Raw genomic sequence first — 24307 nt, 5'->3', positions numbered from 1 at the left:
GCCGCATGCGGACCGTGTCGGGGAGTGACAGTGCAGGAGACGAACGCCCTGGGCCGCGTGCGAGTTCCCCCGGCGTGACGGAGCGCGCACGTCGCCGTGGAACTCGCAATGCGAAGCCCGTGCTGCGGGACTGGCGCGCGGGCGTCGGCCTGCTCGCGGTGCTCGCCGCGCTCGTGCTGGCGGTCGTCGCGCTCGGCGGCGACGGGAAGGACGACACGCCGCCGGCGAGCCGCGCCGCGACGCTGGTGCCGGCCGACGCGCTCGCCTACATCCACCTCTCGACCGACGGCGACCGCGCCGCGATCGACCGCGCGCTGTCGCTCGTGCGCCGGCTCGGCGCCGAGCAGACGCTGCGCACGCAGCTCGGCGGCTTGCTGCGCGCCGGCGGCGGCACGGAGCCGATCGACTTCGACCGCGACGTGCGGCCGTGGCTCGGCGACGAGGCGGCGCTGGCGCTGACGCGCGGCGCGGGCGCCACGGCCGGCTCGCTCCTGCTGCTGTCGACCGCCGACGAGGGCAAGGCGCGCGCGTTCATCAGCCGCACCGCCGGTCCGGCCAGAAGAGGGACCTACGGCGGCATCGCGACGGCGAGCTACGGCAACGGCGCCGTCACCGCCTTCCTCGACGGCTTCCTGATCGTCGGTCAGCAGCGCAGTGTGCGCGGTGCGATCGACCGCGCGGCGGGGAGAGGGAGAGCGCTCGCCGACGACGCGACCTACCGCGCCGCGACGGTCGAACAGCCGGAGAGCCGCGTCGCTGACGCCTACGCGTCGGTCGACGGCGTGCGGCGGCTGCTGGCGCCGCAGCGCGGACTGCTCGGCCTCGCCGGCGCGCTGCTGGACCAGAGAGGTCTGCGCGGCACGGCGCTCACGCTGACCGCCCAGGACAGCTCGGCGACCGTGCGCGTCCACGCCGTGCTCGACGCGAGAGCGCGCGGCGCCTCGCCGACGTTCACGCCGACGCTGACGAGATCGGTCCCGCGAGACGCGCTCGCCTACGCCGGCTTCGCCGGGCTGGAGCGCGCCGCCCCGCTGCTGCTCGGCCTCGGCGGTCTGACGGGGATCGGCGGCGACACGGGCGAGCTGATGGCGCAGGCGGGCAGACTGCTCGCCGACAGCGGCGTCAGCTTCGTGCGCGACGTGCTGCCGCTGTTCGGCAAGGAGGTCGCGGTCACGCTCGTCGAGGTCGACGGCGCGCCGGCCGTCGCGCTGCTCGCGCGCACCCCGGACGAGGAGCGCACGCGCGCGGCACTGCTGAGGCTCGAGCCGGCGATCGCGAAGCTGTTCGCGCCGGAGGGCGGCGAGGCGCCGAGATTCACGGGCGCCGAGGTCGGCGGGACGGCGGTCCGCAGACTCGCCACCGCCGACGGCGCCGAGCTCGACTACGCCGTCGCGAACGGCACGTTGGCGGTCTCGACGAGCGCGGGCGCGCTCGCCGCCGTCGTGCGGCCGAGAGGCACGATCGACGCGAATCCGGATTACAAGGCCGTAATCCCTGATTCCCAATCAGAGTTGACCTCGATAGTCTTCTTTGACTTCAGCCAGCTCCTCAGCCTCTTCGAGCCGCTGGGACTGACCGGTGATTCTGGCCTCGCCACGAATCTCCAGCGTGTTCGCGCGGTCGGTCTCGTCTCGACGAGCGGGGAGACCCAAACGACCGCGGAGCTGACGTTCGAGATCCCATGAGCACCTTTAGCGATAACGAGTACCTGTTCACGTCGGAGTCCGTGACCGAGGGGCACCCGGACAAGGTTGCCGACCAGATCTCCGACGGCGTCCTCGACGCCGTGCTGCGAGACGACCCCTACGGCCGTGTTGCCTGCGAGACGCTCGTGAACACGGGGCTCGTCGTGGTGTCGGGCGAGATCTCCACCTCGACGTACGTCGACATCCAGGAGATCGCCCGCGAGACGATCCGCAGAATCGGCTACACGGACGCGGATCTCGGCTTCAGCGCCGACTCGTGCGCAGTCCTCAACGCGATCGACAAGCAGTCGCCGGACATCGCGCAGGGCGTCGACACCTCGCACGAGGCGCGCACGGACGCGAACGACGACGACAAGCTCGATCTTGCCGGCGCCGGTGACCAGGGCATGATGTTCGGCTACGCGACGCGCGAGACGCCTGAGCTGATGCCGCTGCCGATCGCGCTCGCGCACAAGCTGGCGAAGCGGCTGGCGGACGTCCGTCACGCCGAGACGCTCAACTACCTGCGTCCGGACGGCAAGACGCAGGTCAGCGTCCGGTATCGAGACGGCAAGCCGGTCGAGATCGAGAAGCTGCTGATCTCGACGCAGCACGCCGAGGGCGCCGAGTCGCTGATCCCGGACGACCTGTGGGAGCACGTCGTGCTGCCGGTCCTCCCGAAGGACCTGTTCGACGAGGGCAAGCTGCGCAAGGAGTTCCTCGTCAACCCGACGGGGCGCTTCGTGATCGGCGGTCCGGTCGGCGACGCGGGGCTGACGGGTCGCAAGATCATCGTCGACACGTACGGCGGGATGGCGCGCCACGGCGGCGGCGCCTTCTCGGGCAAGGATCCGTCGAAGGTCGACCGCTCGGCCGCGTACGCCGCGCGCTACGTCGCGAAGAACGTCGTCGCGGCTGGCCTCGCCGATCGCGCCGAGGTGCAGGTCGCGTACGCGATCGGCGTCGCGCACCCGGTGTCGGTCATGGTTGAGACGTTCGGCACCGAGAAGATCGGCCGCGCGAAGATCGAGCAGCTCGTGCGCGAGCACTTCGACCTGCGTCCGGGCGCGTTCCGCGAGTACCTCGACCTCCACCGTCCGGTCTACCAGAAGACCGCGGCCTACGGCCACTTCGGCCGCGAGGACGCCGACTTCACGTGGGAGAAGACGGACAAGGCCGAAGCGCTGCGTGACGCCGCCGGCCTCGCCGGCGCGGCCGCGTAACGCGCGTCTCGAACCGACCGCTTCGCAGTACGCGGGCGCCCTCCGGGGCGCCCGTGCTGCGTTCGGGGCCGGGTCCGCCCGCCCGGGGCGAGCCCGGCGCCCGGCTCAGACGCCGCCGGGCGGTATCGCGTCGGGGCCGCCCGTCTCCGCCCGGCCGGCCTCGCGCTCGCGGTGCGCCTTGTCGACGGCGCGCACGACCTGGTCGGGGCCGGCGACGCCGCGGAAGACGAAGTCGGAGTCGTCGGTGCCCGCGGTGTCGAAGTCGACGGTCCCGACGCGCAGGATGCGGTCGAGCAGCGTCTGGTCGGTGTTGACGTTCTGCACGCGCTCGACACGCGTCTGCTGCATGTGCTTCGACAATATCCCGTGCTCGATCGTCAACCGCTGGTTGGTGATCGTGTACGTCGTCGAGAAGCGGAAGAGGAAGCCGACGAGGATCACGCCGGCCATCACGACGACGAACGCGATGATCACCCAGGCGACGTCGAAGCCGCTGCCGATCACGGTGACGAGGGCGGCGATCGCGGCGCCGACCAGGGCGACGACCGCGCCGCGCGCGTAGAAGCTGAGCGTGCCGCGCCACGACGGGTGGCCGGCGAAGATGACGTGCTCTGACGGATGCAGCTCGAGTGGCATGGTGCGGGAGCGTACGCGACGACGCGGTCATGATCCAGGTGGATCGCGCGCGCCCTACTCTCCATGCCGTGCCGCCGATCGCCCGCATCGAACCGCTGACGACGGCGCGCGCCCTGCGGGGGCCGTTCGACTACCTGCTCGGGCCGGGGTTGGAGCACGTCCAGGTCGGCACGCTGCTCGTCGTCCCGTTCGCCGGCCGGGACGTACTCGGCGTCGTCGTCGAGCTGGCGGGGGAGACCGGCGTCCCGCCCGAGAAGCTCGCCGCGCCGAGGTCGGTCGTCGAGCCGGGCGTGCCGGCCGAGCTGGTCGCGCTCGCGCGCTGGATCACCGACGAGTACTGCTCGACGCCGGCGCGCGCGCTCGGGCTCGTGCTGCCGCCCGGCGCCGGACGCGCGACGAGACCGCGCGTCAGAACCCGTCGCGTGCTCGTCGCCGAGGCGACCGACGCCGGCCGCGCCGCGCTCGCCGACGGCGGGCAGCGGCTGACGCCGAAGCAGCGCGAGGTGCTCGAGACGCTCGCCGCCGCCGGCCCGCTGCCGGCGACGCAGACCGGCGGCGACCACGGCGGCCTGCGCCGGCTCGCCGACCGCGGGCTGTTGCAGCTGGAGCAGCGCGAGCAGCGCCGCCGCCCCGTCCACGCCGCCGTCGGCGCGCGCAACGGCGCCGCACCGCCGCGCCTGACCGCCGAGCAGATCGCGGCGCTGGAGCCGATCGTGGCGGCGCTCGAAGCCGGCGACGGCGCGCTCAGCCCAGCCGACCGCCGCTTCCTGCTCCACGGCGTGACCGGCTCGGGCAAGACCGAGGTCTACCTGCAGGCCGCCGCGGCAGCGCTGAGAGCGGGTCGCAACGTGATCGTGCTCGTGCCCGAGATCGCGCTCGCCCCGCAGACCGTCGCCCGCTTCCAGGCGCGCTTCGGCGACACCGTCGCGGTGCTCCACTCGCAGCTCGGCCAGGGCGAGCGCTACGACGAGTGGATGCGGCTGCGGCGCGGCGAGGCGCGCATCTGCGTCGGCCCGCGCTCGGCCGTCTTCGCGCCGCTGGCCGACGTCGGGCTCGTGATCGTCGACGAGGAGCACGAGCCCGCGTACAAGCACGAGGGCGACCCGCGCTACGACGCTCGCCGCGTCGCTGCCCGCCGCGCGCACGACGCCGGCGCCGTGCTGCTGAGCGGCAGCGCGACGCCGCGGCCGGAGAGCGTGCACGCGCTCAGACGGCTGCGGATACTGAGACGTGTCGACGGCCGGCCGCTGCCGCCGGTCGAGATCCTCGACATGCGCGACGCGCGCCACCCGCTGCACCCGGTCACGCGCGAAGCGCTCGGGGACGTGCGGCGGGCAGGCCGCAAGGCGATCGTGCTGGTCAACCGGCGCGGCTGGTCGAACTTCCTCTCGTGCCGCTCATGCGGGCGCGTCTGGAACTGCCCGGAGTGCGACGTCGCACTCGTCCTGCACCGCAGCCAGCGCGCGGTCTCCTGCCACCACTGCGGCCACAGCGAGCGCGTCCCGAGAACGTGCCCCGACTGCGGCTCGGTCTCGCTCGCACGCCACGGCGCGGGGACCGAGCGGATCGAGCAGGAGCTGATCGAGGCGATCGGCGACCCGGCGTTCCCGGTCTTCCGCCTCGACGCCGACACGACCGCGACGAAGGGCGCGATCGCGAAGGCGCTGGGCCAGTTCGACGCGGCGCCGGCCGGCGTGCTCGTCGGCACGCAGATCGTCGCGAAGGGCCACGACTTCCCGGACGTGACGCTCGGCGTCGTGCTCGATGCTGACCAGACGCTGCGCTTCCCGGACTTCCGCGCGGAGGAGCGGACGTTCTCGCTCGTCGCGCAGCTGGCTGGCCGCGCCGGCCGCGGCCAACACGGTGACGGGCGCGTGCTGGTGCAGACGCTGGCGACGGACGCACCGTCGATCGTCGCGGCCGCGCGCCACGACAGCGACGGCTTCCTCGCGGGCGAGCTGGGGCGGCGGGAGATCCTGCGCTATCCGCCGTTCGCGTCGCTGATCCGCGTCGTCTGCTCCGCGCCCGACGCCGCCGATGCGCACGCGGCCGCCGACGCGGTCGCGAGACTCGTCGACGCGCCCGGCGCGACGGTGCTCGGCCCCGCGCCGCTGTTCCGCCTGCGCGGCAAGGAGCGCAGCCAGCTCGTGATCAAGGCGACGCAGCGGCGGGCGGCGGTGCAGTCGGTCGCGGCGGCCGTCGACGCGGTCGCGAGAACGCCGGTCGGCCGCCGCGTGAGCCTGTCGGCGGACGTCGATCCGCAGTAGTCCCTCTACAATCTCCGGCGAAATGTCCGACGAGCACGAAATCGAAGAAGCAGCGGACGAGGCGCCGCGCATCGATCCCGAGACGGCCGCCCGCCGCGCCGCCGCGATGCGCTACGTGCGCCAGTTCGGCGATCCCGTCCTGAAGAGCAGAGCGATGACGGTCTCGCGCTTCGACGACGACCTGCGCGAGCAGATCCGCGGGATGGGCGAGATCATGAACGACGCGTTCGGGATCGGTCTGGCGGCGACGCAGCTGGGCAAGCTCAACCGCGTGCTCGTCTACCGCGTCGAGCAGGACTCGCCCGCGATAGCGCTCGTCAACCCGGAGCTGGAGTGGTCGGGCGACGAGCTGGAGACGGCCGAGGAAGGCTGCCTCAGCCTGCGCGGCGTGCTCGTCGACGTCGAGCGGCCGGTGCACGTGCGCGTTCGCGCGCAGGACGAGCAGGGCAGCACGGTCATCATCGAGGCGAGCGGCCTCGAAGCGCGCGTGATCCAACACGAGATGGATCACCTCGACGGCGTCTTGATCCTCGACCGCACCTCGCGCGACCAGCGCAAGCAGGCGATGCGCGCGCTGCGCGAGCAGACCGCCGCCGACGAAGCGGCGTAGGCCGCCGCGCTCCGCCGCCCGTGCGCACCGTCTACCTCGGCACCTCGCCGTTCGCCGCCGCGATCCTGGAGCGGCTGGCCGACAGCCCACACCACCCGCAGCTCGTCGTGACGCGGCCTGACCGCCCGAAGGGGCGCGGGCGCAGACTGCAGTCGCCCGCGGTCGCCGAGACGGCGCGCGCGCTCGGGATCGCGCTGGACCAGCCGGAGGACGTCAACGGCGAGGAGGCGCGCGCGCGGATCGCCGCCGCCGCGCCGGACGCCGTGATCGTCTGCGCCTTCGGCGCGCTGATCAAGGAGCCGCTGCTGTCCGAGCACGAGCTGCTCAACGTCCACCCGTCGCTGCTTCCGCGCTGGCGCGGGGCGGCTCCGGTCGAGCGCGCGATCATGGCCGGAGACGCCGAGACGGGCGTCGCGATCATGCGCCTCACCGCCGGGCTGGACAGCGGCCCGGTCTGCCTGCTGGAGCGCGAGCCGATCGGCTCGCAGGACACGTACGGCTCGCTCGCGCTGCGGCTGGAGCGGCTCGGCGGCGACCTGCTCGTGCGCGCGCTCGACGAGCGGCGGCCGTTTGTCGAGCAGGTCGAGGAGGGCGTCACCTACGCCGAGAAGATCGGCCCGGAGGACCGCACGCTCGACCCCGCCCGTGACGACGCCGCTCAGCTCGACCGCGTCGTGCGCGCGCTGACCCCGCACATCGGCGCGCGCCTGGCGCTCGCGGACGGCTCGTTCCTCGGCGTCGTCGCCGCCCGCCCGGCGGAGGCCGTGCCGGCGGACGCCGCTGCGCCCGACGCGGCCGCCGCGCCCGCGCCGCCCCCCGGCGCGCTCGCCGACCGCGGCGGCCGGCTGCTGCTCGGCGCCGCCGGCGCAAGCGCGCTGGAGCTGCTCACCGTCCAGCCGCCCGGCGGTCGCCCGATGGGGGCCGCGGACTACATGCGCGGTCGATCACTGGTCTGACGGACCAGCAAACGACCGCGCCTCCTGCTCAGGCTCCTCCAACGGCACCGCGAGGCGGAAGCCGAAGGCGGCGAAGAGGAAGAGGCAGGGGACGCCGATCGCATGCGCCCAGCCGGCGTCGGCGAACGTCAGGAAGCCGACGCCGAGCACGCCGAACGCGCCCGCCAGGCGCAGCAGCAGGCCGTTGCGCGACGCGCTCAGCGCTCTGATCGGCCCGGGCGCGCCATCGCCCGCGGCGGCTGCCTCGCCGGGAGCGCCGCCGTGGCCACCGAGCGACCCCCGCAGCGTCAGCGTGAACAGCAGCGCCAGCGACGGGAACAGCACGAGCGCGCCCGCGAGCACCGCGACGACGACGGCGACGAGCGTGTCGTGCGACGCCGCCGCCTGCTCGACCGTCAGGCCCGGCAGCAGCACCGGCGACTGCGCCAGCGCCCAGCCGGCGATGACCGCCGCGACCGCCAACGCCGCCGAGTAGCGCGCCCATTCGTAGCTGCGGCGGGCGACGAGCGCGAGCGTCCCGATCCCTGCGAGCGCCGAGACGATCAGCGCCGGCAGCCCGTCGCCGGAGACCAGCTCGTCGTAGAGCGAGCGGACGTCGTCGCGCAGCACGAGCAGGCCGGCGACCGCGACGACACCGGCGACGAGGCCCGTCCCGAGCGCACGGTGGCGGAACGCCTCCTCCATCTCGGCGTCGCCGTCGCGGGCCGCGTCGGCCGCGAGGTAGACGGCGGCGATGTAGGCGGAGGTGACGACCGCCAGCACGCCGATCGTCAGCGAGGTCGTGTTCGTCCAGCTCGTCCAGGCGTCGCCGGCGGCGTTGCCGACCGGCACGCGCCCGGAGGCGATCGCCCCGATGACCGTCCCGAGCGCGAACGGCGTCAGGATCGATGAGACGGCGAAGACGGTGTCGATCACGCGCAGCTCACGCCGCTGCGAGGTGCCCGCGCGCAGCGCGTAGGCGGCGCCGCGGAAGACGATGCCGATTGCGGCGATGAACAGCGGGATCGACAGCGTCGAGGCGATCGACGCGAACGCCTCGGGGTAGCACGTCCACGCGATCACGAGGATGAAGACGAGCCAGACGTGGTTCGCCTCCCAGACCGGCGCCATCGACGCGTGCGCGTGCTCGCGGATCCGCGAGCCGCGCTCGCCGCGGCCGGCGGCGAGCTGCCAGAAGCCGGCGCCGAAGTCGGCCCCTGCGAGCACGACGTAGAGGATCAGCCCGACGAGCGCGAAGATCAGCGGGACGTCGTAGAGGTGCACGGCGTCAGCTCCCGCTCGGGACCTCGTCGGCGAGCGGCGTGCGCGCGAGCCGTCGCAGGATCCACCAGACCGCCACGAGCAGCCCGACGTAGACGAGCGCCAGCAGCCCGTAGCCGACGGGCACGCCGCCGGCGCCCGTGACCGCCTCGTCGGTCCGCATCACGTTGTAGACGACCCACGGCTGGCGCCCGACCTCGGTCGTGATCCAGCCGCAGATCAGCGCGACGACGGCGCCGGGACCGGCGAGCACGAGCGCGCGGTAGAACCAGACCGATCTCGGCAGCCGGCCCTTTCTCCACCGCACGAGCAGGACGAAGACGGCGAGCATGGCGAGCCCGGAGCCGATCAGGACCATCGCCTGGAAGGCGAAGCGGACCGTGTTGATCGGCCCAGGACGGTCCTCAGGCGGGACCGAGTCGAGCCCTCTGACGGTCGCGTTCGGGTCGTGGAAGGCGAGCAGCGACAGCAGCTTCGGTATCTCGATCCCGTAGTCGATCTCGCCGGTGTCCTTGTCGTACCAGCCGAATATGTGCTCCGAGGCGCCGGAGGTCGTTCTCTGCAGCCCTTCGATCGCGGCCAGCTTGACCGGCTGGTGGACGGCGACCTCGCGCGCGGCCCAGTCGCCGACGAGCAGCTGCACGGGCGCGGCGAACGCGGCGATCGTGAGCGGGATCGCGAGCGCGGTCCGCTCGTAGCGGCCCCATCTGCCGTGCCGCAGCTTGCCCCAGGCGTAGACGGCCGCGAGCAGGAAGCCGACGACGATGTACGCGGCGACGTACATGTGGACGACCTCGTGCCAGAAGAACGAGTTGCCGAACAGCGCCTCCCACGGCTTCACGTCGACCGCCTCGCCGTTGACCAGTCTGAAGCCGCCCGGGTTGTTCATCCAGCCGTTGACGGCGATCACCATCGTCGCGCCGAGCACGCCGGTGAAGACGATCGGGAAGCCGCTCGCGAAGTGCCACTTCGGCGGCAGGCGGTCCCAGCCGTAGACGTAGATCGCGATGAAGATCGCCTCCAGGAAGAAGGCGAACCCCTCGATCGCGAAGCCGAGCCCGAAGACGTCGCCGAACGTCCCCATGAACTCGGGCCACAGCATCCCCAGCTCGAAGCTGAGGATCGTCCCGGTGACGACGCCGACGGCGAACAGCGCGACCATGATCCGCGACCAGCGGCGGGCGAGTCTGCGGTACAGCGGGTCGCCGGTGCGCAGGTACAGCCACTCGACGAACAGCACGACCGCCGGGAACGCGACGCCGAAGCACGTCAGCGGGATGTGGACGGCGAACGACATCGCCTGCATCTGCCGCGCCTGGTCGAGGTGATCCTGCTCGACAGGCGTCAGCTGGGTCGCGGCGACGATCGCGTCGAGGAGGAGCATCGACCGGGCAGCCTATGCCCTGCCGTCGGACGACTCCAGCGGGCCGCGGGCGCGCGTACCTGGGACGATGGGGGCGTGCCGCCCGTCGTCGCCGCTGTCTCGCCCGCCCGCCAGGTCGCCGCCGCCGTGCTGCGGCGGGTCGAGTCCGACGGCGCCTACGCCGACCGCGCGCTCGCCGGCGAGGCGCGCCGCGCCGGTCTGGACGCGCGCGATCACGCGTTCGCGATGGCGCTCGCGTTCGGTGCGGTGCAGCGCCGGCGCACGCTCGACCACGTGATCGAGCGACTGGCGCGCCGCCCGGTCGGCCAGCTCGATCCGCCGGTCCGCGACGCGCTGCGGCTCGGCTTGCTGCAGCTGCTGTTCCTCGGCGGCGTCGCGCCGCACGCGGCCGTCGACCAGAGCGTCGAGCTGGCGAAGGCGGCCGGCGGACCGGGCTACAAGCTCGTCAACGCGGTCCTGCGGCGCGGTGCGCGCGAGGGGCCGCGGATCCTCGCGCAGCTCGACGACCGCTCGCCGCACGGCGCGGCACTGCTGCACTCGGTGCCGGACTGGATCGCGGCGCTGTGGTGGGACGCGCTCGGCGCGGAGGAGGCGCGCGCGCTGCTCGCGCGCGTGAACGAGCCGGCGGAGACGGCGCTGCGCGTCAACACGCTCGCGGCCGATCCGGCGGCGGTCGCGGCGGAGTTGGGGGAGCGGGGCGTCGCGGTGCGCCCGGCAGCGCTCGAGGGCATCCCGTTGGACGAGGGGCTCGTCGTCGACAGCGCCTTCGACGTCCGCTCCGACCCGCTGTTCGCGAGCGGCGCGCTCGTCGCGCAGTCGCGCGCGGCGATGGCGGCCGCGCGCCTGCTGGCGCCCGCGCCCGGCGCCCGCGTGCTCGACCTCTGCGCCGCGCCCGGCGGCAAGGCGACGCACCTCGCGGCGCTCGTCGGCGCCGCCGGCGCCGCCGGCGAGGTCGTTGCGGTCGAGCGCCACGAGGGCCGCGCCGAGGCGCTGCGCGAGACGTGCGAACGGCTCAGAGCCGGCGGGATCGTGCGCGTCGAGACCGGCGACGCCGCGCAGCCGCGCGACCCCGGCGACCACTTCGACGCGGTCCTCGTCGACCCGCCGTGCAGCGGCCTCGGCACGCTCCAGGGGCGGCCGGACCTGCGCTGGCGCGCGAGCGCGGAGGCGATCGGCGAGCTGTCGCGGCTGCAGGGCAGGATCCTCGCGGCGGGCGCCGCCGCGCTGCGGCCGGGTGGCGCGCTGCTGTACGCCACGTGCACGATCTCGCCGCGCGAGAACGAGCAGGTGGTCGACGCGTTCCTCGCCGCCCACGACGGCTTCGAACGTGTCTCGACGCGCCAGCTGACACCCTCGCGCGACGACACCGACGGCTTCTTCCTGGCGCTGCTGCGCCGGTCAGCACCGTGACGCCCATCCGGCCGATGCGCTATCACGGTGGGATGCCGACAGCGGTTTGGACATGAGCGAGCAGCCCGTCAGACTCGGCCCGGAGTGCCCGGGCTGCGGCGAGCCGTGGCTGCGCCCGACGACGATGCCGGGCCGCTACCGCTGCGTCTACTGCCTCAAGCGCTACGAGCTTGTCTCCGTCTGCCCCAACTGCGGTGAGCATTCGACGATCGTGCGGATGTCCAGCACGGCGATCGTCATCTGCAACCACTGCAAGGGCAGCATGCTGACGCCCGTCTGACACACTCCCGCCGCATGTCCGCCATCGCTGAGCTGCTGCGCGCCACGCGCATCGCGCCCTCGATCCTCTCGGCCGACTTCGCCCGCCTCGGCGCGCAGGTCGACGAGGTGGTCGCCGCCGGGGCGCGCGTGATCCACGTCGACGTCATGGACGGTCACTTCGTGCCGCCGATCACGATGGGGCCGATCGTCGTCGGCGCGCTCGCCGAGCAGGTCCACGCCGCCGGCGCGGTGCTCGACGTCCACCTGATGATCGAGCGCCCCGAGCGGCAGGTCGCCGAGTTCGCGAAGGCCGGCGCGGACTCGATCACGGTCCACGCGGAGGCGACGCCGCACCTCAACTACGCGCTCTCCGCGATCAAGGACGGCGGCTGCGCCGCGGCCGCCGCGATCAATCCCGGCACGCCCGTCGGCGCCCTCGCCGAGGTCGCCGAGCTGCTCGACATGGCGCTCTGCATGTCGGTCAACCCGGGCTGGGGCGGACAGCCGTTCATCCCCGCCTCGCTCGACAAGATCGCGCGCCTGCGCGGCCTCCTGCCGCAGGGCACGGCGATCGAGGTCGACGGTGGCGTCGACGCCGCGACAGCAGGCCCGTGCGCCAGACACGGCGCGAGCGTGCTGGTCGCCGGCTCGGCGATCTTCGGGGCGTCAGACCCCGCTGCCGCCTACGCCGAGCTGGTCGCGGCGGCGGACGCCCGCTGACTCCTCCGCTTCGTGTGGGGCTAGCCGTACGCCGGCTCGATGACCGGTCAGCCACAATCAAGCGAATGGCCCTGACGATCCTGATCGTGGACGACCACCCGAGCTTCCGCTCCAGCGCGCGCCGCGTGCTCGAGGCGGGCGGCTTCACGGTCGTCGGCGAGGCGGAGGACGGCGCCGGCGGCGTCGCCGCCGCGCGTGACCTGCGACCGGACGTCGTGCTGCTCGACGTCGGCCTGCCGGACGCCGACGGGTTCGACGTCGCCGGCTCGATCAAGGCGCTGCCGGACCCGCCCGACGTCGTGATCGTCTCCAGCCGCGATTCGAGCGACTTCGGGCCGCTGGTCGAGGCGTCCGGCGCCTGCGGGTTCGTCTCGAAGGCCGACCTCTCCGGCGAAGCGGTCGCCGCGCTGCTGCCATGAGCAACGCCCGCCTGACCCCTGGTCAGCGCGCGGCGATCACCACCGTCGCGCTGCTCGGTGTGCTCGGCGCCGCCGCGACGGTCACGTTCGTCCTGACGAGCTCGTTCACCGAGAAGAAGTGGCTCGTGCTCGGGCTGATCCTGTGGATCGGCATCTCGTTCACCGCGACCGGCATCTACGCGTGGGCGCGCCGGCCCGACTCCCGCTTCGGCCTGCAGATGTGCCTCGTCGGCCTGTCGTGGTTCGCGATCTCGCTCGGGACCTCCGGCTCGGACGCGATCTTCACGCTCGGCCTCACGCTCAGCTCGCTCTACGCCGGCTTCATGGTCCACATGCTGCTCGGCTACCCGAGCGGCCGCCTGCACTCGCGCTTGGAGAGGTGGCTCGTCGGGTTCGCCTACGCGATGACGACGCTCGCCCCGATCGCGGTCCTGCTCGTCACGCCGCTGCCGGACGAGGTGCCGAGAAACCTGCTGCTGGTCGACTCCGACGCCGGCCTGGCGGACGTGCTGGACACGGTCATGCAGAGCATCGCGATCGCGATCACGTCGCTCGTCGTGGTGCTGCTCGTCACGCGCTGGCAGCGCGCGACGGTGCCCGAGCGGCGCCTGCTCGCGCCGGTGCTGTGGTCCGGCGCGGCGACGTGCGCGCTGCTCGCGCTGACGCTCGTCGGCCAGCTCGTGCGGCTGCCCGGCCAGGTCATCAACGTCTTCGACGTCGCCGGGATCGTCATCTTCGCCTCGGTCCCGTTCGCGTTCCTGTTCGGGATCATGCGCAGCAACCTCACGCGCGGCCACTCCGTCGGCCGGCTGATCTCGCGGCTCGGCGACGGGCCCAGCCCCGGTCGCCTGCGCGACGCGCTCGCGACGGCGCTGCGCGACCGCTCGCTGTCGATCGCCTACTGGATGCCCGACGCCGAGCGCTACGTCGACGCCAGCGGCGAGCCGGTGACGCTGCCGCAGGCCGGCAGCGGCCGCGCCTTCACCGAGGTCGAGCGCGACGGCCGCCGCGTCGCGGCGATCGTCCACGACGCGTCGCTGGACCAGGAGCCGGAGCTGGTCGAGGCGGCCGGCGCCGCCGCCGCGCTCGCGCTCGAGAACGAGCGGCTCGACGCCGAGCTGCGCGTCCAGATCGCCGAGGTGCGTGCGTCGCGCAGACGGCTGCTGGAGGTCGTCACGCGCGAGCGAAGGCGGATCGAGCGCGACCTGCACGACGGCGCGCAGCAGCGGCTCGTCGCGCTCGCGCTCACGCTCGGGATCGCGGAGAACCAGGTCGAGAAGGACCCGGAGCAGGCGCGCGGCCTGATCCGCGAGGCGCGCGACGAGGCGCGTCTGGCGCTGGAGGAGCTGCGCGAGCTGGCCCGCGGCATCCACCCGGCGATCCTCACCGACCGCGGGCTCGGCCCGGCGCTGGAGGCGCTCGCGAGCCGGGCGCCACTGCCGGTCGAGCTGGCCGACGTGCCGCAGGAGCGGCTGCCGGCGCCGGTCGAGGGCGCCGCCTACTTTGTCGTCGCGGAGGCGCTGGCGAACATCGCCAAGTACGCGGAGGCGACGCACGCCGAGGTGATCGTGCAGCGCGTCAACGCGCACGCGGTCGTCGAGGTGCGCGACGACGGCGTCGGCGGCGCGGACCCCAGCGCCGGCACCGGCCTGCGCGGGCTGGAGGACCGGCTCTCCGCGATCGACGGCCGTCTGGCAGTCTTCAGCCCGTCCGGTCGAGGAACGACCATTCGAGCTGAGATCCCATGCGTGTCGTGATTGCCGAAGACTCCGTCCTCCTGCGCGAGGGCATCGCCCGCCTCCTGGAAGAGGCAGGGCACGACGTCGTCGGCCAGGCCGGTGACGCCGAGGACCTCGTGCGCAAGGTCACCGCGCACAGACCCGACATCGCGATCGTCGACGTGCGGATGCCGCCGACGAACACCGACGACGGCCTCAGAGCGGCGCTCCAGCTGCGCCAGCAGATGCCGGAGACGAGCGTGCTCGTGCTCTCGCAGTACGTCGAGGAGCGCTACGCGCACGAGCTGATCGGCGGCGGCGCGGCCGGCGTCGGCTATCTGCTGAAGGATCGCGTCGCCGACGTCGACCGCTTCGTCGACGCCGTCTCGCGCGTCGGCGACGGCGGCTCGGCGCTCGACCCCGAGGTCGTCGCGCAGCTGCTCGGGCGGCGCCGCCGCGACGACCCGCTGGAGGCGCTGACGCCGCGCGAGCGGGAGGTGCTCGGGCTGATCTCCGAGGGCCGCTCGAACTCCGCGATCGCGGCCGAGCTGGTCGTCACCGAGCGGGCCGTCGAGAAGCACGTCACGAGCATCTTCGGGAAGCTCGACCTGCCGCCGGCCGCGCAGGACCACCGCCGCGTGCTCGCGGTGCTGCGTTATCTCGGCGCACCGCGTCCCTGAACGCCCTTCGGCCGGTTCCGCCCGGGGCGTAGTGCGGGTACCCGTAGCTGAACATGCCGGTCTTCCGGATTCCTGCTGTCGGGAGCCGCCGTCAGGCTTCCAGTCGGCACTCCCCGGGATGGGGCGGTGACCGTCGAACCCCCTGAAAGGAACCAATTCCGTGACCGCCACCGCCACCGCGATCGTGACCGCCGTCGACCTCCGTCGTCGCTACGGCGAAGGCGAGGCCGCCGTCAACGCGCTCGACGGCGTCTCGCTCGAGCTGCCGCCCGGAGCCTTCACCGCCGTGATGGGCCCGTCGGGCTCCGGCAAGTCGACGTTGATGCACGTGCTCGCGGGCCTCGACACGCCGACGTCCGGCTCGGTCGTCGTCGACGGCGTCGAGCTGGCGAACCTCGAGGACAAGAAGCTGACGCAGCTGCGCCGCGACAAGATCGGGTTCATCTTCCAGTCGTTCAACCTGCTGCCGGTGCTGACGGCGGAGGAGAACATCGTCCTGCCGCTGAAGATCGCCGGCCGCCCGGTCGACGAGGGCTGGCTGGAGCAGCTGATCGAGACGGTTGGCCTCGGCCCGCGTCGCACCCATCACCCGTCCGAGCTGTCCGGCGGCCAGCAGCAGCGCGTCGCGGTCGCCCGCGCGCTGATCACGAAGCCGTCGGTGATCTTCGCCGACGAGCCGACCGGCAACCTCGACTCGGCCTCCAGCGCCGAGGTGCTCGGCCTGCTGCGGCGCTCGGTCGACGACCTCGGCCAGACGGTCGTGATGGTCACGCACGAGGCGCACGCCGCCTCCTACGCGGACCGCGTCGTGGTGCTCGCCGACGGCAAGATCGTCCATGACGGCGCCGCCGGCACGACCGACGACGTGCTCGACCTGATGCGGGCGGTCGCCTGATGGTCGCGCTCTCCCTGCGCGGGCTCGTCTCGCGCAAGCTGCGCACGGTCCTGACCGCGATGGCGATCGTGCTCGGCGTCGGGCTCGTGTCCGGCACCTACATCCTGACCGACACGATGAACAAGTCGTTCGACAGCGTCTTCGAGTCGGTCAACAGAAACACCGACGTGTCGATCACGCCGAAGGAGCAGTTCGACGATGCAGGCGCGACGCCGTTCTCGGCCGACGTGCTCAGACAGGTCGAGGCGGTGCCCGGCGTCGCCGTCGCCGCCGGCTCCGTCGACTCCGACGGCGCCGTCCTCTACAAGAAGAACGGCAGAGACCCGCTCGCCGCGGCCGGTGGCGGCGGGACGGTCCTGACGAGCGAGTCGCCGAGAGAGCTCGACCCGCTCAGATACGTCGAGGGCCATCCGCCCGCCGGACCCGACGAGATCGTGCTCGACAAGGGCAGCGCCGACAAGGGCGACTTCAAGCTCGGCGACGAGGTCAGACTGTCGGCCGACGGCCCGCAGGAGTCGTTCAGACTCGTCGGCATCGCGAAGCTCGGCGACCAGGACTCGATCGCCGGCGCGTCGCTCGCCGTCGTGCAGCTGGAGACGGCGCAGCGGCTGCTGGACATGAGAGGCGAATTCAGCTCGATCTCCGTCAAGGCGGAGTCGGGCGTGACGCCCGAGGAGCTGTCGAGAAGGATCCGCGCGGAGCTGCCGGCGGACAGATACAACGTCCGCACCGGCGAGCAGGAGTCGAGAAGACAGGCTGCCGACCTGCAGGACCAGCTCGGCTTCCTGAGAACGTTCCTGCTCGCGTTCGCCGGCATCTCGCTGTTCGTCGGCGCATTCCTGATCGTCAACACCTACTCGATCACGGTCGCCCAGCGGATGCGTGAGTTCGCGCTGCTGCGGATGATCGGCGCCTCGCGCCGCCAGGTGTTGAAGGCGGTGATGGGCGAGGCGCTCGTCGTCGGCTTCGCCTCGGCGGTCGTCGGCTTCCTGTTCGGCTTCGGCCTCGCGCCGGCGCTGCGGGCGCTGTTCAAGGCGTTCGGCGCCGACCTGCCGGCTGACGGCCTCGTGCTGGAGCCGCGCACGATCGTCGTCTCACTGCTGATCGGTACGATCGTGACGCTCGTCGCGGCCACCGGCCCGGCGCTGCGCGCGACGCGCGTGCCGCCGATCGCCGCGCTGCAGGACGCCGCGAGCCTCACGCGCGGCAAGACCGGGCGGCTGCGCACGCCGCTGTCGATCGGCGTCACCGTGATCGGCCTGATCCTGATCCTGCTCGGCCTCTTCGGCGGGGGCAGCGCGACCCGCGCGGCCGCCTCGATCGGCGCCGGTGCGGCGGTCGTGTTCATCGGCGTCGGCCTGCTCGCCTCGCACATCGTCAGACCGCTCGCGCTGCTGGTCGGGCTGCCGCTGGAGAAGACCCGCGGCGTCAGCGGCCGGCTCGCGCGGGAGAACGCGACGCGCCAGCCGCGCCGCACCGCCTCGACCTCGGCCGCGCTGATGATCGGCGTCGCGCTGGTCGCGTTCGTCGCGATCTTCGCCGCCGGCCTGAAGGCGTCGATCGACCAGGCGGTCGACAGAGGCGTCGCCGCGAGCCTCGTGATGCAGACGGACAACTTCCAGCCTGTCCCGAACAGCGCGAGCAGAGCGCTCGGCGAGGTGCAGGGCGTCGACCAGGTCTCACCGCTGCGCTTCGCGAGCGCGAAGGTCGACGGGATCAGCGGCACGACGGCCGTCTCGGGCGTCGACCCGTCGAACGTCAACGACGTCTTCGACGTGAAGTGGAAGGAAGGCTCTGCCGAGCAGCTGTCCAGCCTCGGCCATGGCAGCACGGTCGTGGCGAAGAAGTTCGCCGACAAGCACGACCTCAGAGTCGGCAGAAGACTGACGGTGCAGACGCCGACCGGTCAGAGAGTCGAGGTCGTGGTCGAGGGCATCTACGACGACGACTCGGCGCTGCTGGCCGACATCACGCTGCCCAACGACGTGCTCGCGTCGGACTTCAACGTCACGAGAGACTCGTTCGTGCTCGCGACGACGACGGGCGGCGAGAACGCCGACGCGATCCAGAAGGTCGCCGACAGAGAGCTGTCCGCCGCCTACCCGACGATCGAGGTGCTGACGAAGGAGGGCTTCAAGGACAACCAGGCCGGTCAGGTCGACCAGCTGATCGCGTTCGTCTACGTGATGCTCTCGCTGTCGGTGATCGTCTCGCTGTTCGGCATCGTCAACACGCTCGTGCTCGCGATCCACGAGCGCACGCGTGAGCTGGGGATGCTGCGCGCGATCGGCACGTCGCGCCGCCAGGTGCGGCAGATCGTGCGCTACGAGTCCGTGATCACGGCCTTGATCGGCGCCGTCCTCGGCGTCGTGCTCGGCGCGATCTTCGCGGTGCTCGTGACGATCCCGCTGAAGGACGAGGGCTTCGCGATCTCGATCCCGATAGGGACGCTGATCATCCTGCTGATCCTCGCCGTCATCGCGGGCGTCATCGCCGCGATCCCCCCGGCCCGCCGAGCGGCGAAGCTCGACGTGCTGAGAGCGCTGGCGTACGAGTAGCCAACACCCGGTCCCGACGCACCCGGCCGGCCGCCCGCGAGGGCGGCCGGCCGTCGGCGTTCCTCAGTCCCGCGGCACGTCGACCGCGACGACGTCGAGCCCGTCGATGCCGCGGAAGTCCGATGGGTTCGCCGTGTAGACAGGCAGTTCGTTCGCGAGCGCGGTGGCGGCGATCATCGCGTCGTAGGAGCGGGCGGCGGGCTTGCGTCCGTCGCGGCGCAGCGACGCGGCGACGCGCCCGAACGCGCGGGCTGCCGCGGCGTCGAAGGGGAGCGGAACGAAATCGGCCTCGGCCTGCTGGAGGTGAGCCTGCCGGGCGGCGCGCTCTCGTTCGTCAGACGCGACGAGCGGTCCGACCGACAGCTCGGCGAGCGTGACGGCGGTGATCAGCGGCTCGACGGGGAGCGTCTGCGGATCGACGATGCGCGGGAGCAGGATGACCGTCGAGGTGTCGAGCACCCCGCGTTGGTGCCGCGCGGTCACAGCTCAACGCTGAGGATCTCGTCCACGTCTGCGCGCAACGCGACGGGATCGACGTGTGGGAGCGCTCTCCACCGCGCGAGCAGCGCCTCGGCGGTGACGCCGGCGGCGGGTATCGCATGCAGCTCGGCCACCGGCGCACCGTCGCGCGTGATCGTGATCTGCTCACCGCGCGCAGCGCGATCGACGACCGATCCGCCTCTGTTGCGCAGCTCCCGAATCGTGACGCTGGACATCTACCCAGCGTATCACCGGTGATACAGCCGGTCCGTCAGTCCGTCGGGCGGCGGTACAGCCCGAACAGCAGGCCGCTGAGCAGGAACGCGGCGCCGAAGTAGCCGGTCTCGACGCGCAGGACCTCGTCGCCGACGATCGGGGAGGCGACCCAGGCGACGAACAGGATCGCCGCGACGAGCCAGGCGACCGCCGCCTGCGGGGCGCGGCCGCGCGCGAGGGCGGCCTGGTTGAGCGTGCCCGCGATCAGGTGGAAGCCCATCCCGACCGCGACGAGCGCCAGCCCGCCGCGCTCGTACGTGAAGCCCTTGTCGCCCAGCACGGTCTCCATCACCCACGGCCCGATCGCCAGCAGGCCGAGCGCGCAGGCGCCGGCGAAGCCGGCGATCGCCAGCACCGTGACGCGGATCGCGCGCGCGAACTCGTCGGCGCTCGATCTCGCCTCCAGCCCCGCGAGGTGGGGGAGGATCGACGTCTGCACCGCCTGGAACAGCTGCAGCGGCGCGCGCACGATCAGCAGCACGTTGAAGACGAAGCCGGCGAGCGCCGCACCCGAGTCGGCGTGGACGATCAGCACCGCGGCGTTCATCAGCGTCTGCTCGGCGAGCATGATCGCGAAGACGGCGACGGCGAAGCGGGTGCCGTGTCTGAGCGACAGGTCGGCTGCGGCCTCCTCGATCTCGGCGTGGGCCGGTCCCTCGCCGGCCGCGTCGAGCACCGGCGCCGCGCGCGCTCCTCGATCCGCGCCGCCCATCCGTCTGAGCGCGAACGGCAGCACCATCAGCGACACGAACGGCGCGACCGCCATGCCGATCGCGATCGCCGACTGCCCCGAGGTGATCCCCAGCACGGCCGCGACGGCGAACAGGAAGCGCGACGTCGACTCCAGCAGCACCAGCCCGCCATAGCCGGCGAAATGCTCGTGCCCGGCGAGCCAGCCGCGCGCGAAGTAGCTGCCGGCGTAGGCGAGCACAGCGACGACGAGGATCCAGTAGAGCGTCGCGGAGCCGCCGAACAGCTCGTCCTCCAGCGTCGTGCGCAGCGGCAGCGCGACCGCCAGGAACGCGAGCGCGAAGCCGGCCTGGATCAGTGCCGGGACGCGCAGCGGATGGCCTTCGAGCCCGCGCGCGCGGCGGTCGGCGATCGTCCGCGAGAGCAGCTGCTCGATCGGCCGGTAGATCACCGACAGGATCACGAACAGGATCGACCACAGGAGGCTGATCTGCCCGTACTGCTCGGCGCTCAGCTCGTGCGAGGCGAGCGCGAGGTAGGCGAACGAGAGGATGCCGGTCGAGGCGATCCCGACGGTGAGAATCCGCGCGCCCGAGCCGTAGGAGCGGCCCGGCGCGTCCTGCTCGGCCTCGGCCGCGTCAGCCACCGAGCCGGACGAGCAGCATCGTCCAGGGAAACGGCGAGCGCGCCTCGACGACCTCGCCGTGCTGCGAGAGCAGCTTCACGAACGACCGCTTCGACCAGTGGTTGACGTGGCCGGGCGTGTTGCCGAGATCCTTCAGGTAAGCGCCGCGCGCCATGTTGAGGCCGCGCCAGAGCGGTTCGCGCGGGACCGACACGAGCAGGTGATCGCTCGCCACGCGCGCCATCTCGGCGACCGTGTGCGCCGGGTCGGGCACGTGCTCGAGCACCTCGATCGCGGTCGCGAGGCCGAACTCGCCGTCGGCGAACGGCAGGTTCTCCGCCTTCATCACGAGGTACTGCAGGTTCGCGCGCTGGCGCGTCGCCTGCTCGGCCGCGAGCTTGTCGTCGGGCAGGTCGATCCCGACGATGCGCTTGTCGCCGAGCGCCTGCGCCCACTGGTGGGTCAGCACGCCCTCGCCACAGCCGACGTCGAGCACGGCGGTCGGGGCGGCCTGGAGGAACAGCTCGCCGAGCGTGCGCTCGAAGTTCGACATCAGCCGGCGCACGACCGGGTTGGTGGAGCCGTACTTGTCGTACGTGTTGCCGGTCGGGACGGCCTCGGCCGCGGACGTGGTGCTCATACCTCGAGAGCCTTCTTTCGATCGTCGGTCGGGTCGGTGCCGTTCGGCGGCGTGGGCTGCGCAGCGCCCGGCTCGTAGTGGGACGGCGGGATCCCGAGCGCCAGCTCGACGCGCCGCACGCGCTCGAACGTGCGCTGCGACAGCGTCCGCTGGGCGGCGAGCAGGTCGCCGATCACGCCGAGCGCGAACATCAGCGTCGCGGCGATGAAGAGGACGGCGCCGAGGATCAGCGACTGCACGTGGCCGGCGCCCTCGCCCTGGAACCACGAGACGAGGAAGCGCGTCCAGACGCCGAGCGCGCCGATCCCGAGCACGGCGGCGAGGCTCCAGAAGACCCGCAGCGGCTCGTACTGCGCGTAGATGCGGAAGATCGAGATCGAGTTGCGGCGCACGTAGGCGCCCATCGACGGGAACAGCCGCGACTCGCGCGTCTTCGGGTTGGTGCCGATCGGCACGTGGTCGACGGCGACGAGCAGCTTGCCCGCCTGGATGATCGTCTCCAGCGTGTACGTGAACTTCGACACGACCTGCATCTGCAGCGCGGCCTCGCGGTTGTAGGCGCGGAAGCCGGAGGTCGTGTCGGGGACGTTCGTCGACGAGGCCTGGCGAACGACCCACGAGCCGAGCTTCTGCAGCGCCTTCTTCAGCGGTGAGAAGTGCTCGATCGTGTCGGTCTGGCGGTCGCCGATCACCATGTCGGCCCCGCCGGCCAGGATCGGCGCGACGAGCTTGGGGATGTCCGAGCCCTTGTACTGGTTGTCGGCGTCCGTGTTGACGATCACGTCCGCGCCGAGCTTGAGCGCCGCGTCGAGCCCGGCCTGGAAGCCCGCCGCAAGGCCCTTGTTGTTCGTCAGCTTGACGATGTGGTCGACGCCGTTGGCGCGCGCGACCTCGATCGTGCGGTCCTCCGACCCGTCGTCGATCACGAGCGTCTCGATCACGTCGATGCCGGGAATCGCTCTCGGCAGGTCGGCGAGCGTCGCGGGAAGGTGCTCTTCCTCGTCTTTACAGGGGATCTGGATGATCAGCTTCATGGGGATCCGAGTCGCCGGGGGCCAGGTGCCGCGCGCTGCACGTGCCGTGTGTGGGGGCCTCGCGCGGGAGGTGCGTCGCCAGCGGCAACCGTCGGCCGGTGCCGTAGACTCGCGCCGCAGTATCCCAAAGGACCGGATGGAACGCCACGCACGCCGGCCGCGCCCGCGGCTCGATCGCACGGCGCTCGGCCTCGTCGCTGTCCTGGTGGGCGCGTTCGGGCTGCGCGTCTGGGGGATCGGCCACGGCCTGCCGTTCTCCTACAACATCGACGAAGAAGGCCATTTCGTTCCCGTCGCGATCGGGTTCTTCGGCCACGGCTTCGACCCGCGCTACTTCCTCAACCCGCCCGGCTACACCGAGCTGCTGTACGCCGTCTACGCGGTCTGGTTCGGCGGCCGCGAGGAGGTCGCGAAGGCGTACGTCGACAATCCGAGCGAGGTCTTCCTGATCGCGCGCACGACCGCTGCGCTGCTCGGGACGCTCGGCGTCTGGTTCACGTACCTGCTCGGAAGCCGCCTGTTCGACCGCCGCGTCGGGCTGCTGTCGGCGGCGCTCGCCGCGGTCGCGTTCCTGCCCGTCTTCTACAGCCATCTGGCGCTCAACGACGTGCCGGCGATGGCGCCCGCGACGCTGGCGCTCGTCTGCGCCGCCCTGGTCCTCAAGCGGGGTGGCGTCTGGCCGGTGCTGCTCGGCGGCCTCGCGGTCGGCCTCGCCGCCGGTACGAAGTACACGGCCGGGATCGTGCTGCTGCCGCTGCTGACCGCGATCGTCGTGCGCACGCGCGAGGAGCGCGCGGGCGTCGCGCACGCGCTGGCGGCGGGCGTGCTCGCCTGCCTCGGCGCCGGCGTCGGCTTCTTCCTCGCCAACCCGCACGCGCTGCTGAGCTTCTCCGACTTCCGTGCCGGGATCGGCAGACAGCGCGAGCTGGCCGGCGGCGACGAGCTGGCGAAGCTCGGCCTGACGCAGGACAACGGGATCGTCTACTACCTGTGGACGTTCACCTGGGGGCTCGGCTGGGTCCCGGCGCTGCTGGCGCTCGCCGGCGCCGTGCGGCTGGCGGCAAAGGAGTGGCGCACAGCGCTCGTGCTGCTGCCCGCGGTCGTCGTCTACCTGCTCTACATGGGCACGCAGGACCGCTACTTCGGACGCTGGGCGCTGCCGATCTTCCCGATCGTCATCGTCTGCGCCGCCTACGGCGCGCTGTGGCTGGCACAGGAGATCGGCCGTCGCGCGCCGCGCGCGGCGACGGCCGCGACCGTGCTCGTCGTCGTGGCACTGCTCGGCCAGGGGCTCCTGTACGTGATCCACAACGACCGCGTGCTGTCGCGGCCCGACACGCGCGGCCAGGCGCACGACTGGATGGTGGCGAACATCCCCGCCGGCACGCGCGTGATGCTGGAGCCGATCGTCCCGGCGCGCTGGAGCGAGGACCCCAACCGCGCGGACCCGGCGACACCGGAGGGCAAGCGCTGGGAGCTGTGGGACACGACGCGCGCGGACGTCGACGACTTCGGCAGACCGACGCCGGACGGCAGATCGCGGTTCGTGAAGGTCGACAAGTACGAGCGCACGCTGCGCCCGGAGCTGATCGACCGCTACGAGCAGGAGGGCTTCTGCTGGGTCGTGATCGGCTCCCACCAGCGCGATCGCGCGCTCGTCGAGCCGGACGAGGTGCCGCAGGCGATCGCCTACTACGACGCGCTCGCGCAGCGGGGGAGAGAGATCGCGCGCTTCTCGCCGTACAAGGACGGCGCCGATCCGCCCGACTTCAACTTCGACTGGGCGTTCGACTACTACCCGCTCGCATACGAGCGGCCCGGACCGGAGATCGTGATCTACAGATTGTCGGGGGGAAGCTGTGCCTGACCGGCCGCGTATC

At 72.4% G+C, this 24307-nt stretch carries 22 protein-coding genes; 14 read left to right on the top strand and 8 right to left on the bottom strand.

Features of this window, described 5'->3' with window-relative positions; translation table 11 throughout:
• Positions 1–119: 119 nt before the first annotated feature.
• Entirely contained in the window at positions 120–1685 is a 1566-nt protein-coding gene (locus CWOE_RS18670; RefSeq protein ID WP_041730673.1) for a DUF3352 domain-containing protein, read from the top strand.
• Entirely contained in the window at positions 1682–2908 is a 1227-nt protein-coding gene (gene metK / locus CWOE_RS18665) for a methionine adenosyltransferase (protein WP_012935197.1), read from the top strand. Before CWOE_RS18670 ends, metK begins: the two co-directional genes overlap by 4 nt.
• A 105-nt stretch (positions 2909–3013) precedes the next feature.
• On the opposite strand, the gene CWOE_RS31030 is transcribed toward metK, so the two are convergent.
• On the bottom strand, positions 3014–3544 hold the full coding sequence (locus tag CWOE_RS31030) for a PH domain-containing protein (RefSeq protein WP_012935196.1): 531 nt from the start codon (positions 3542–3544) through the stop codon (positions 3014–3016).
• A gap of 68 nt (positions 3545–3612) precedes the next feature.
• Here CWOE_RS31030 and priA point away from each other — a divergent pair, with 68 nt between their 5' ends.
• Genes priA through CWOE_RS18645 form a run of 3 tightly spaced genes read left to right on the top strand, consistent with a single transcriptional unit; the run spans position 3613 to position 7377 of the window.
• Positions 3613–5811 carry a replication restart helicase PriA gene (gene priA, locus CWOE_RS18655; protein WP_049793327.1) on the top strand — a complete coding sequence of 733 codons (2199 nt, stop codon included), beginning with the start codon at positions 3613–3615 and terminating at the stop codon, positions 5809–5811.
• Positions 5812–5833: 22 nt separating this feature from the next.
• Entirely contained in the window at positions 5834–6421 is a 588-nt protein-coding gene (def, locus tag CWOE_RS18650) for a peptide deformylase (RefSeq protein ID WP_148261072.1), read from the top strand.
• A 20-nt stretch (positions 6422–6441) separates the two neighbouring features.
• Positions 6442–7377, top strand: coding sequence for a methionyl-tRNA formyltransferase (locus CWOE_RS18645; protein ID WP_012935193.1), 936 nt, complete (start codon positions 6442–6444; stop codon positions 7375–7377).
• On the opposite strand, the gene CWOE_RS18640 is transcribed toward CWOE_RS18645, so the two are convergent.
• Both CWOE_RS18640 and CWOE_RS18635 read right to left on the bottom strand, forming a co-directional pair.
• On the bottom strand, positions 7366–8640 hold the full coding sequence (locus tag CWOE_RS18640; protein WP_012935192.1) for a cytochrome d ubiquinol oxidase subunit II: 1275 nt from the start codon (positions 8638–8640) through the stop codon (positions 7366–7368). The genes CWOE_RS18645 and CWOE_RS18640 overlap by 12 nt on opposite strands.
• A gap of 4 nt (positions 8641–8644) precedes the next feature.
• Positions 8645–10021: a cytochrome ubiquinol oxidase subunit I gene (locus tag CWOE_RS18635; RefSeq protein ID WP_012935191.1), complete on the bottom strand. Its 1377-nt coding sequence runs from the start codon at positions 10019–10021 to the stop codon at positions 8645–8647.
• Positions 10022–10096: 75 nt separating this feature from the next.
• Between CWOE_RS18635 and rsmB the strand changes: the two genes are divergently transcribed.
• The 8 genes from rsmB to CWOE_RS18595 all read left to right on the top strand — a co-directional run bounded on the left by rsmB (position 10097) and on the right by CWOE_RS18595 (position 18682).
• Positions 10097–11431, top strand: a complete 1335-nt coding sequence (gene rsmB / locus CWOE_RS18630) for a 16S rRNA (cytosine(967)-C(5))-methyltransferase RsmB (protein WP_012935190.1) — start codon at positions 10097–10099, stop codon at positions 11429–11431.
• A gap of 52 nt (positions 11432–11483) precedes the next feature.
• Positions 11484–11711 carry a YfgJ family double zinc ribbon protein gene (locus tag CWOE_RS18625; protein WP_012935189.1) on the top strand — a complete coding sequence of 76 codons (228 nt, stop codon included), beginning with the start codon at positions 11484–11486 and terminating at the stop codon, positions 11709–11711.
• A gap of 14 nt (positions 11712–11725) precedes the next feature.
• Positions 11726–12412 (top strand): ribulose-phosphate 3-epimerase, encoded by a 687-nt coding sequence (rpe, locus tag CWOE_RS18620; protein ID WP_012935188.1) that lies wholly within the window; start codon positions 11726–11728, stop codon positions 12410–12412.
• Between the two features lie 65 nt (positions 12413–12477).
• Positions 12478–12831, top strand: coding sequence for a response regulator (locus CWOE_RS18615; protein ID WP_012935187.1), 354 nt, complete (start codon positions 12478–12480; stop codon positions 12829–12831).
• Positions 12828–14588, top strand: coding sequence for a sensor histidine kinase (locus CWOE_RS18610; RefSeq protein ID WP_012935186.1), 1761 nt, complete (start codon positions 12828–12830; stop codon positions 14586–14588). Before CWOE_RS18615 ends, CWOE_RS18610 begins: the two co-directional genes overlap by 4 nt.
• Positions 14576–15229 (top strand): response regulator, encoded by a 654-nt coding sequence (locus CWOE_RS18605; RefSeq protein WP_012935185.1) that lies wholly within the window; start codon positions 14576–14578, stop codon positions 15227–15229. The genes CWOE_RS18610 and CWOE_RS18605 overlap by 13 nt, the downstream gene beginning before the upstream one ends.
• 160 nt (positions 15230–15389) lie before the next feature.
• Positions 15390–16124, top strand: coding sequence for an ABC transporter ATP-binding protein (locus tag CWOE_RS18600; RefSeq protein ID WP_012935184.1), 735 nt, complete (start codon positions 15390–15392; stop codon positions 16122–16124).
• Positions 16124–18682 carry an ABC transporter permease gene (locus tag CWOE_RS18595; protein ID WP_012935183.1) on the top strand — a complete coding sequence of 853 codons (2559 nt, stop codon included), beginning with the start codon at positions 16124–16126 and terminating at the stop codon, positions 18680–18682. The genes CWOE_RS18600 and CWOE_RS18595 overlap by 1 nt, the downstream gene beginning before the upstream one ends.
• 63 nt (positions 18683–18745) lie before the next feature.
• Here the strand turns inward: CWOE_RS18595 and CWOE_RS18590 are convergent, their stop codons facing one another.
• From CWOE_RS18590 to CWOE_RS18570, 5 genes are read right to left on the bottom strand one after another with little or no spacing between them, the layout of a single operon-like run.
• A complete protein-coding gene (locus CWOE_RS18590; protein WP_012935182.1) occupies positions 18746–19165 on the bottom strand; it encodes a type II toxin-antitoxin system VapC family toxin in 420 nt (139 codons plus the stop codon).
• Positions 19162–19398 carry a type II toxin-antitoxin system Phd/YefM family antitoxin gene (locus tag CWOE_RS18585; RefSeq protein WP_012935181.1) on the bottom strand — a complete coding sequence of 79 codons (237 nt, stop codon included), beginning with the start codon at positions 19396–19398 and terminating at the stop codon, positions 19162–19164. The genes CWOE_RS18590 and CWOE_RS18585 overlap by 4 nt, the downstream gene beginning before the upstream one ends.
• Positions 19399–19433: 35 nt before the next feature.
• On the bottom strand, positions 19434–20774 hold the full coding sequence (locus tag CWOE_RS18580; RefSeq protein WP_012935180.1) for a lipopolysaccharide biosynthesis protein: 1341 nt from the start codon (positions 20772–20774) through the stop codon (positions 19434–19436).
• Complete coding sequence (locus CWOE_RS18575; protein WP_012935179.1) at positions 20767–21393, bottom strand: class I SAM-dependent methyltransferase; 627 nt, start codon at positions 21391–21393, stop codon at positions 20767–20769. The genes CWOE_RS18580 and CWOE_RS18575 overlap by 8 nt, the downstream gene beginning before the upstream one ends.
• Positions 21390–22427: a glycosyltransferase family 2 protein gene (locus CWOE_RS18570; RefSeq protein ID WP_012935178.1), complete on the bottom strand. Its 1038-nt coding sequence runs from the start codon at positions 22425–22427 to the stop codon at positions 21390–21392. Before CWOE_RS18570 ends, CWOE_RS18575 begins: the two co-directional genes overlap by 4 nt.
• Before the next feature lie 136 nt (positions 22428–22563).
• Here CWOE_RS18570 and CWOE_RS18565 point away from each other — a divergent pair, with 136 nt between their 5' ends.
• Positions 22564–24294: an ArnT family glycosyltransferase gene (locus CWOE_RS18565; protein WP_012935177.1), complete on the top strand. Its 1731-nt coding sequence runs from the start codon at positions 22564–22566 to the stop codon at positions 24292–24294.
• The last annotated feature ends 13 nt before the right edge of the window (positions 24295–24307 follow it).

The sequence above is a fragment of the Conexibacter woesei DSM 14684 genome, from assembly GCF_000025265.1.
Taxonomy (GTDB): domain Bacteria; phylum Actinomycetota; class Thermoleophilia; order Solirubrobacterales; family Solirubrobacteraceae; genus Conexibacter; species Conexibacter woesei.
This window is presented reverse-complemented; position numbering and strand designations above follow the sequence as displayed.